Source organism: Nocardia lijiangensis NBRC 108240, from assembly GCF_001613045.1.
Classification (GTDB): Bacteria; Actinomycetota; Actinomycetes; order Mycobacteriales; family Mycobacteriaceae; genus Nocardia; species Nocardia lijiangensis.
Genome location: NZ_BDBP01000151.1, coordinates 1 through 10,988 on the forward strand (window position 1 = coordinate 1; position 10,988 = coordinate 10,988).

General features: G+C 72.1%; 2 protein-coding genes. Both read left to right on the forward strand.

Annotated elements, in window-relative coordinates:
* Nucleotides 1-4,902: non-ribosomal peptide synthetase (locus tag NL1_RS34340; RefSeq protein ID WP_245673725.1), on the forward strand; the 4,902-nt coding region annotated here is incomplete at its 5' end.
* Between the two features lie 3 nt (nt 4,903-4,905).
* Nucleotides 4,906-10,988 (forward strand): non-ribosomal peptide synthetase (locus NL1_RS34345; RefSeq protein ID WP_156095182.1); only part of this gene is annotated, 6,083 nt, incomplete at its 3' end.

Sequence of the window (10,988 nt, forward strand, 5' to 3'; positions counted from 1 at the left end):
CGGCCGCCGCTGGTGGCCGGCGCCCGGCCGGAGACGTTGCCGCTCTCGCCCGCTCAGCAGCGGATGTGGTTCCTGAACCGATTCGACGGCGCGTCCATCGCCTACAACATCCCGCTGGCGCTGCGGCTGACCGGCGACGTGGACGTGCCCGCGCTCCAGTCGGCGCTGGCCGATGTGCTCGGCAGGCACGAATCGCTGCGCACCACCTACCCCGAGCTGGACGGAGCGCCGACCCAGCGGATTCTGGCTGCGGCGCAGGCGGTTCCGGCGCTGTATCCGATGGACGTCACCGAAGCCGAGTTGCCACAGCGCATTCGGGACCTGGCGAGCACGGCGTTCGACGTCACCACCGAGATCCCGCTGCGCCTGCGGTTGTTCCGCATCGGCTCCGACGACGTCGTGCTGGCGGGCGTGCTGCACCACATCGCCGCCGACGGCTCCTCGATCGCGCCGTTCGTGCGTGACCTGATGACGGCCTACACCGCGCGCCTTGACGGCCGCGCGCCGTGCTGGTCGCCGCTGGCCGTGCAGTACGCCGACTACGCGCTGTGGCAGCGGGAACTGCTCGGCGCCGAAGACGATCCGGATTCCCGCGTGGCCGAGCAGATCGCCTACTGGACCGAGGCGCTGGCCGGGCTGCCCGATCAGCTCGCACTGCCCACCGATCATCCGCGCCCGGCGCGACAGAGCCTGCGGGGTGCGAAGACCGCTCGCCTGGTGCCGCCGCGGCTGCACGAGCAGCTCATCGGCCTCGGCCGCGCGCACGGGGCAACACTGTTCATGGTCGTGCACGCCGCCTTCGTCGCGCTGCTCGCCCGGCTGTCCGGCACCGGCGACATCGCCGTCGGCACGCCGACCGCCGGGCGCGGCGAGGCCGAACTCGACGACGTGATCGGCATGTTCGTCAACACCCTGGTGCTGCGCACCCGCGTCGAGAGCGGTCGGTCCTTCGCCGAGCTGCTCGGGCAGGCCCGCGGCGCCGACATCGCCGCCTTCTCGCACGCCGACGTGCCCTTCGAGCGACTGGTGGAGGTGCTGAATCCGGAGCGCTCCACCGCGCGCCACCCACTGTTCCAGGTGGGCTACTCGTTCCAGAATCACGAGCGCGGCACGCTGCGGCTGCCGGGGCTGACCGTGCGCGAGCTCGAATTCGACAACGGCGTGGCGCAATTCGACCTGCACCTGTTCGCCGTCGACCGGTACGCCGCCGACGGCACGCCCGAAGGCATCGAACTGGCGCTCGGCTACGCCACCGATTTGTTCGAGCCCGCGACCGCCGAGCGGGTGATCGGGCAACTCGAGTCCATCCTGGAATTGGCTGTCGCACAGCCGGATGCGCTGGTCGGCGACCTGGACCTGCTCGGCGACGAGCGTGCGCGCGTGCTGGGGGAGTGGAACGCCACCGCGCATCCGGTCGAGCCGCTGACCCTTGCCGATCTGGTCGACCGGCAGGCCTCACGGACCCCCGCCGCGCCCGCGCTGATCGACGCTGTCACCGAAAAGGCGCTGAGCTACGCGGAATTCGACGCACGGGTGAACCGGCTGGCGCGCGCACTGATCGGCCACGGCGTCGGCCCGGAGCGCACCGTCGTGCTGGCCATGCGCCGGTCCGTCGAGCTGGTGATCGCCATGCACGCGGTGGTCCGTGCCGGTGGCGCCTACGTGCCGGTCGACCCGGACCACCCGGCCGAGCGCATCGCCTACATCATCGACACCGCCACACCGGTCTGCGCGCTCACCACTGTCGCCGACGGCATGCCGATCGAAACCTCGGTGCGCGTCCTCGAGGTGGACTGGCTGGAGGCGGCGCACCTCTCGGCGGCCCCGATCACGGACGGCGAGCGCATCCGCCCGCTGCGCCGGGAGCATCCGGCCTACGTCATCTTCACCTCCGGCTCGACCGGGCGGCCGAAGGGCGTCACCGTGCCGCACGCGGCGATCGTCAACCAGCTGGCCTGGCTGCGGGAGCGGTTCGCGCTCGGCACAGCCGACCGGACGCTGCTCAAGACGCCCGCCACCTTCGATCTCTCGGTGTGGGAATTCTGGTCCCCGCTGGTCACCGGCGGCGCGCTGGTGGTGACCCGGCCCGGCGACGAGCGCGACCCGGATCGGCTGCGCGCGTTGCTGACACGGCACGGCGTCACCGTGCTGTACGCGGTGCCGTCCCTGGTCGGCATGCTGCTGGCCGCGGCGCCGGACGCCCCGCTGCCCGCCGGGTTGCGGCGGGTGCTCGCCATCGGCGAGGCGTTGCCGCCCGCGACCGCCGCCGAATTCCTCGATCGGGCGGCCGGTGGCGCGCGGCTCTACAACCTCTATGGACCGACCGAGGCCGCGGTGTCGATCACCGCGCACGAGGTGGTCGAGCCGCCGAGCCGGGTGGTGCCGATCGGCGCGCCCGCCTGGAACAGCCGGGTGTACGTGCTGGACAACCGGCTGCGGCCGGTCCCGGTCGGCGTCGCGGGCGAACTGTACTTGGCGGGAGCGCAATTGGCGCGCGGCTACCAGAGCAGGCCCGGGCTGACGGCGGACCGGTTCGTGGCCGATCCGTTCGTGGCCGAGTCGTCCGCGCGGATGTACCGCAGTGGCGACATCGTCCGGTGGCGCGCCGACGGCGGGCTCGAATACCTGGAGCGGGCCGACTTCCAGGTCAAGATCGGCGGGTTCCGCATCGAGCTCGGCGAGGTGGAGACCGCGCTGCTGCGCGTGCCCGGAGTGCGGGCCGCGGTCGCAGTTGCCAAGCCCGACGAGCGGGCGGGCGCGCGCTTGGTCGCGTACGTCGTCTTGGCCGGCGGGTGCGCCGAGTCCGCCGCGGAACTGCGCGCGAGCCTCGCGACGCGGCTGCCGACCTATATGGTGCCCGCCGTCGTCGTCGTGCTGGATGCCTTGCCGCTCAACGCCAACGGCAAGGTCGACCGCGCGAAGCTGCCCGAGCCGGTGTTCACCGAGGCGGCCTTCCGCGCCCCGGCCACCGACTTGGAGCGGCTCGTCGCCGCCACCTTCGCCGCGGTGATCGACGGGGCGCACGATCCCGCCGCCCGCCGGGTCGGCGCCGGCACCGACTTCTTCGCGTTCGGCGGCAACTCGCTGCTCGCGACGAAACTCGCGGCCCGCCTCGGCGCCGAACTCGGCGTGCAGGTCCCGGTCGCCGCGGTGTTCGAGGAGCCGACCGTCGCGGGTCTCGCCCTGCGGCTCACCGGCCTGGACGGCGCCGCAGCGCGGCCCGCCCTGGTACCGCGCGACACCGACCGCCCGGCCCTCCTCGCGCCCGCGCAGCAGCGCATGTGGGTGGTGAACCGGCTCGCGCAGGATTCGGCCGCGTACAACATCCCGGCCGCCATCCGGCTCACCGGCGCACTGGACCGCGGCGCGCTGGCGGCGGCCGCGCGGGACGTCCTGGAGCGGCACGAGGCGCTGCGCACCCGCTATCCGGACACCGCGGAAGGTCCGGTGCAGGAGGTGCTGGCCGCCGCCGCGGTGCCCTTCGATCCGACGCCGATTCCAGTGTCCCCCAGCGAGATCGACGGCCGGATCGCGGAATTCGTCGCCGCCGGTTTCGATGTCACGGTCGCACCGCCCGTCCGGGCCGCGCTGTTCGAACTCGCCGCCGACGAGCACGTCCTGGTGGTCGTGCTGCACCACATCTGCGCGGACGGCTATTCGATCGAGCCGCTGACCCGGGATCTGGTCCGCGCCTATGTCGACCGTGCGGCGGGCCGCGCACCGGGCTGGGGGCCGCTGTCCATCCAATACGGCGACTACAGCGAATGGCAGCACGCGCTGCTCGGCTCGGCCGACGACGCGGCGAGCCTGCACACGCGGCAACTCGACTACTGGACAACGGAATTGGCGGGCGCGCCGGAGGTGCTCGCACTGCCCAGCGACCGGCCACGTCCTGCGCACCGCGATATGCGCGGCGCCGCGGTCGATGTCACTGTCGACACCGAGCTGATCCGCACGCTGGAGCGGATCGCCCGCGAGCACGGCACCACGCTGTTCACCCTGATGCACAGCGCCTTCGCGGTGCTGCTGGCCAAGCTGTCCGGCGCGGCCGACATCACCATCGGCGCTCCGGTGGCCGGGCGCGGCGCGGCCGAACTCGACGACCTGATCGGCATGTTCGTCAACACGGTGGTGCTGCGCACCGAGATCGATCCGCGCTCCGGCTTCGCCGATCTGCTTCGCCAGGCAAGGGACCGCGACCTCGCCGCGCTCTCGCACGCCGAGGTGCCTTTCGATCAGGTGGTGGAGGCCATGGGCCGCACCAGGTCCGCGGCGTACACCCCGCTGTTCCAGGCGATGTTCACCTTCCAGAACATGCCGACGGGCCGCGTCGAACTACCCGGCCTGGCCGTCGAAGTGCTCGATCCCGCACCGGACGAGGCGAAGTTCGATCTGCACCTCACCGGCATCGAGCAGTTCGACACGGCCGGTGCGCGGGCCGGGCTCGCGCTTCGATTCGGCTACGCGACAGACATTTTCGACGCGCCGACCATCGAGCGCTTCGCGGACCGGCTGCTGCTGGTGCTCGCGGCGGTCGCGGCGGACCCGACGGTCGCGATTCGCGCCATCGACATCCGCACCGAGGACGAACAGCGCCCCGCCGCCGCGCCCGCGGCCACGGTCGCCGAGCTGCCCGAATTGATCGCCGCCGCAGCCGCTCTCGCGCCCGGTGAGATCGCGTTCAGTCACGGCGCGCACCGGGTGTCCTACGCGGATCTCGCCGCGAAGCTGACCACCGTGGCCAAGGCCATGGGCGCGGCCGCGACACCGGAAGTCCTCATCAACGTCTCCCTCGCCGGGCTGGTGCCCGGCGTGCTCGCGGCGCTCGGCGGCGACGGACTCGCCGCCGCGCTGCACCGCCTCCTCGCCGAGGCTCAGGCCGTGGTCTCCGAAAGGAATTAGCTGATGTCTCACGCAGAATCGGTCGCATCCAGCGGACTCGGCAACCGCACCTACCCACCCCGGCATGCCGCGCTGCGCCGCGCCTACGGCGTGGAGGACCTACCCGGTCTCATCGACACCGTGGCCGAGCTGGCGCCCGAGCGCATCGCGCTACGGCACGGCGACACCGCGGTCGGCTACGCGGAGCTGGCCGCCGAGGTCGCGGCGCTCGGCGCGGCCATGGGCGGCGGCCTGAGCCCGGACGCCCTCGTCTCCGTGGTGATCTCGGGCAGGCTTCCCGAGTTGCTCGAATCCGGCGACGGCGCGCTCGGCGAGGTGCTCGACCGCTTGCTGGACGACGCGCTGCTCATCGCCGCCGACGTGCTGCCCACCGCGTTCACCCCGGTCGAGACGCTGATCAGCGAATTCCACGAGCAGGTACGGCGCACTCCGGACGCTGTCGCACTGGAATTCGGCGACGCCACTCTCACCTATGCCGAGTTCGACGCGCGCGTCACGGCGCTGGCTCGGCGCCTGCGCGAGCTGGGGGTCGGGCCGGACGCGCTGGTCGGGCTGGCCGTGCGGCGCTCGTTCGAACTGCTCGTCGGCATGTACGCGATCCTCGAGGCGGGCGGCGCGTACGTGCCGATCGACCCGGAGCACCCCGCCGAGCGCATCGCCTACGTGCTCCAGACGGCGGCCCCGACCCTGGTGCTCACCACCACCGCCGACCAGCCGGAGACGATCGCCGACAGCCGGGTGCTGCGCATCGACGAATTCGAGCGCGCCCTCCGCGCAGCGGGACAATTCTCCAGCGCAGCGGGACAATTCACCAGCACAGCGGGGCAACCGCTCGACGCGGAGCTCCTGCCGCTGCCCGCGGCAGACAACACCGCCTACGTCATCTTCACGTCCGGCTCGACCGGCCGACCGAAAGGCGTTGCGGTCTCGCACCGTTCGATCCTGGCCAACCTGCGCTGGCGGCAGCGGCTGTACCGGTTGTCCGAGGACGACGTGGTGTTGCAGAAGACACCGTTCACCTTCGACGTGTCGGTGTGGGAGTTCTTCTGGCCCTTGCAGATCGGCGCGCGCCTGGTGATCGCCGCGCCCGACGGCCACCGCGATCCGGCCTACCTGGCCCGCACCATCGCCGAATACGGCGTCACCGTGGCGCATTTCGTGCCGTCCATGCTCGCGGTGTTCGTCGCCGAGCCGGAGATCGAAGCCGCCGTGGACACCCTGCGCCTGGTGTTCGCCTCCGGCGAGGCGCTGCCCGCGGCCACCGCGGCCGCCTTCCGCGATGTCAGCGGCGCGACCCTGCACAACCTGTACGGCCCCACCGAGGCCGCGGTCGATGTGACCGCGCATGAGGTGACCGCCGCCGACACCACGACCGTCCCGATCGGCACACCCGCCGACGACACCGAACTGCTGGTGCTCGACGACAACCTGCGCCCGGTTCCCGCGGGCGTGGTCGGCGAGCTGTACCTCTCCGGCGTGCAGCTGGCCCGCGGCTACGTGGCCCGCTCCGGCCTCACCGCGGACCGGTTCGTTGCGAACCCCGAGGGTGCGCCGGGCGACCGGATGTACCGCACCGGCGACCTGGTCCGCTGGGTGTCCGGCGTAGACGGCGGTCCGGCCGAGCTGGAATACCTGGGCCGCAGCGACTTTCAGGTCAAGGTGCGCGGGCTGCGCATCGAACTGGGCGAGGTCGAGGCGGGTCTGCTGCGCGGCGATCAGGTGGCGCAGGCCGCGGTGGCGCTGCACCGGCACGCGGGCGGCGATCACCTGGTCGGCTACGTGGTGGCGGCGGGCGGCGGCCACATCGACACCGCGTCCGTGCTCGCCACCGCGCGGGCGTACCTGCCGGAGTACATGGTGCCCTCGCTGGTGCAGGTGCTCGACGAGATGCCGGTCAACGCGAACGGCAAGCTGGATCGGCGGGCACTGCCCGAACCCGATTTCGGCGCGGCCGCCGTCGAATACCGCGAACCCGCCACCGAGGCCGAGCGTCGCGTCGCCGAGATCTTCGCCGACCTGCTCGGCGCGCCGCGGGTCGGCGCGGACGACGACTTCTTCGCGCTGGGCGGCAACTCCCTGTTCGCGGCCCGCGCGATCGCCAGGGTCTCGGCGGCGCTCGGCGTCGCGATCGACGTCAGGGACTTCTTCGACCGGCCGACGGTGGCGGCGGTGGCCGCGCTCTCCGGCAGCGCGACGTCGCGCCCGGTGCTGGCGGCGGGCCTGCGCCCGGCGCAGGTTCCGCTCTCGCCGGCGCAGCAGCGCATGTGGTTCCTCAACCGGCTCGGGACCAATGCCGCGGTGGACAATATTCCGGTGGCGCTGCGCCTGCGCGGCGCGCTCGAGGTGTCCGCGCTGTCGGCCGCGATCACCGATCTCGTCGCGCGCCACGAGATCCTGCGCACCGTCTACCCGCAGACCGAGGCGGGTCCGGTGCAGGTGGTGCGTTCGGTACACGCTGTCTTCGATCTCACGCCCTCGGAGATTCCGGGAGAGCGGCTGGCCGAGGCGGTGCGCGCCGTCGCGAGCCAGGGGTTCGACGTCGCCGAGGAGATCCCGGTGCGGGTGCGCCTGCTGCGCAGCGGCCCGCAGGACCACACCCTGGTGCTCGTGGTGCACCACATCGCCGCCGACGGCGTCTCGATGGGTCCGCTGATGCGCGACCTGGTCACCGCCTACACCGCGCGCCGCGCGGGCGAGCAGCCGAGCTGGCAGCCGCTCCCGGTGCAGTACGCCGACTATGCGCTGTGGCAGCGCGCGGTGCTCGGCGACGAGAACGATCCGGACGCGGCGGCCGCGCGTCAGCTGAGTTTCTGGCGGGCCGAATTGGCCGAGCTCCCAGCGCAATTGGATCTACCGTCGGATCGCCCGCGGCCCGCCGTGGCGTCCTACCACGGCGCCACCCACGAATTCGCGCTGGACGCCGAGCTGCGCGCCGCCGTCGAGCGGATCGCCGAGCGCTGCGGCGCCACCCCGTTCATGGTGCTGCACGCCGCGCTGGCAGCGCTGCTCGCCCGGCTCTCCGGCACCTCCGACATCGCCATCGGCACCCCCGTCGCGGGTCGCGGCGAGGCCGCGCTGGACAACTTGGTCGGCATGTTCGTCAACACCCTCGTGCTGCGCACCGAGGTCGCGGCCGACGCGAGCTTCGCCCAGCTCGTCGGGCACGCCCGCGAACGCGATCTGCGCGCCTTCGCGCACGCCGACATTCCGTTCGAGCAACTGGTCGAGGCGGTGAACCCGGCCCGCTCGCAGGGCAGGCACCCGCTGTTCCAGGTCGCGCTGTTCATGCAGAACATGGCGCCGGTCGCGCTCGCCATGCCCGAACTCGGCACGGAACTGGTCGATTTCGAATCCGGGTTTGCCAAATTCGACCTCCAGCTGACCGTTTCCGAGCCCGCCGCCGAAGCGGGCGGCTATCGCGCCGAATTCACCTACGCCACCGATCTGTTCGATGCCGCGACGGCCGGGGAGTTCGCCGCGAAGTTCGTTCGCATGCTGCGCGCCGCCGTCGCCGCGCCCGACGCGCCGGTCGGCGATATCGAACTGCTCGACGCGGGCGAATTCGACTACGTGACCGCGAGCTGGAACGCCAGCGGCCACCGGGTCGCCGACCGCTTCCTGCACGAGGGCTTCGACAACCAGGTGCGACGCACCCCCGGCGCGGTCGCCCTCGTCGCCGCCGACGACACCGCGCTCACCTACACCGAGCTCTCCGATCGGGCCAACCGGCTGGCGCGCCTGCTGATCGCCACCGGCGTGGGACCGGAATCCCTGGTGGTGCTCGCCATGCCGCGCTCGGTCGAGCTGGTCGTCGCCATGTACGCGGTGCTGCGCGCGGGCGGCGCGTACGTGCCGGTGGACCCGGCGCACCCCGCCGAGCGCATCGGCCACATCATCGACACGGCCGCGCCGCACACCATTCTGACCACCCGCGCCGCCGGTTTCACGCCACCCGCCACGGTGTCGCCGTCCGTGCGGGTGCACCATCTCGACGAACTGGATCTCGCCGAATACCCGGCGGACAGGATCGCCGACGGCCACCGGACCACGGCGCTGCACCCCGAACACCCGGCCTACGTCATCTTCACCTCCGGTTCCACTGGGCGACCCAAAGGCGTGGCGATCAGCCACCGCGCCATCGCCAACCAGCTGGCCTGGATGCACGACGAATACCGTCTCCGCACGGGCGATGTGTACCTGCAGAAGACCGCGACCACCTTCGACGTCTCGCTGTGGGGCTACTTCCTTCCGCTGCGCGCGGGTGCGACGCTGGTGCTCGCGGCGCCGGACGGCCATCGCGATCCCCGCTATATCGCGGAAACCATTGCCCGCCAAGGCGTCACGCTCACCGATTTCGTGCCGTCCATGCTGGCCGTTTTCGCCGCGCACGCCGAGGCCGAGGAGCTGGCCTCGCTGCGCGATGTCTTCGTCATCGGCGAGGCGCTGCCGCCGGAGACCGTCGCGGCCTTTCACGCGGTGTCCGACGCCGGGCTGCACAACCTGTACGGCCCCACCGAGGCGGCGGTGTCCATCACCTATCGCGAGGTCACCATCGAGGACACCCCGCACGTGCCGATCGGTGAGCCGGAATGGAATTCGCAGGTCTACGTGCTGGATTCGCGGCTGCGCCCGGCGCCGATCGGGGTTCCTGGTGAGCTGTACCTGGCCGGAGACCAGCTGGCCCGCGGCTACCACGGTCGCGTCGACCTGACCTCGGATCGCTTCGTGGCCAACCCGTTCGGTGCGCCCGGCGCGCGCATGTACCGCACCGGCGATCTGGTGCGGTGGAGCCAGGACGGCGAACTGATCTACCTCGGACGCGTCGATTTCCAGGTGAAGTTCCGCGGCCAGCGCATCGAGCTCGCCGAGATCGAGACCGCGCTGCTCGCCGCGCCGGAGGTCGGGCAGGCCGCGGTGCGGCTCGTCACCGCCGAGACCGGCGACTATCTGGCGGGCTATGTCATTGCGGCGCAGCGAGACTCCCGCGCCGAACTCGACCTGGACGCGCTGAAGGCCGGTCTCGGCCGGGTGCTGCCCGCCTACATGGTGCCGACCGCGCTGGTCCAGCTGACCGAATTCCCGCGCAACACCAGCGGCAAGCTGGACCGAGCCGCGCTGCCGCTTCCGGTATTGCAGGCCAAGCGTTTTCGCGCTCCGGTCGACGCGGCGCAGCGGCTGGTCGCCGCCGTCGTCGCCGAGGTGCTGCGGGTCGAGCGGGCCGGATTGGACGACGACTTCTTCGCGCTCGGCGGCAGCTCGCTGGACGCCACGCAGGTCACCGCCCGCGTCGGCGCGGCGGTCGGTGTGCGCATCCCGGTGCGCGCCCTCTTCGAGGCAGCCACGGTCGAGGGCTTCGCGGCCGCCGTGGCCGAGCTGGCCGCCGCGGGCCGGACGCGGCTGCCTTTGACGCGTCGGGAGCGGCCGGAGCGGATTCCGCTCTCGCCCGCGCAGCAGCGGCTGTGGTTCCTCAATCGCCTGGAAAGCCAGGACGGCGCGCCCGGCGTGTACAACCTGCCCGTGGTGCTTCGCCTCACCGGCAGGCTCGACGTGCGCGCGCTGGAGCGAGCCGTGGTCGACGTGCTCGCCAGGCACGAATCGCTGCGGACCACCTATCCGGAGAGCGAGGACGGTCCCTACCAGTCGATCCTGGACGCCGACGGCATCGGTCTGAGCCTGAACCCCGTGGCGGTCGGGCGCGCCGAACTCGCAGGCACTGTCGCGGCGATCGCGGGCGGCGGCTTCGACGTCACCACCGAACTGCCCGCGCGCGTTGCGCTGCTGGCGCTCGACGACGACGGGCGCGGCGACGAATACGCGCTGGTGTTCGTCGTCCACCACATCGCCGCCGACGCGCTCTCGATGACGCCGCTGGTCACCGACCTGATCCGCGCCTACCGGGCCCGGCTGATCGGCTACCGGCCCGACTGGGCCGAATTGCCCGTCCAGTACGCCGATTACAGCCTGTGGCAGCGCGAGCTGCTCGGCGCACCGGAACGGCCCGGCGATCTGGCGCACCAGCAGATGCGGTTCTGGCGCGACGCCCTCGGCGGCCTGCCCGCCGAGCTGCCGCTGCCGACCGACCGGCC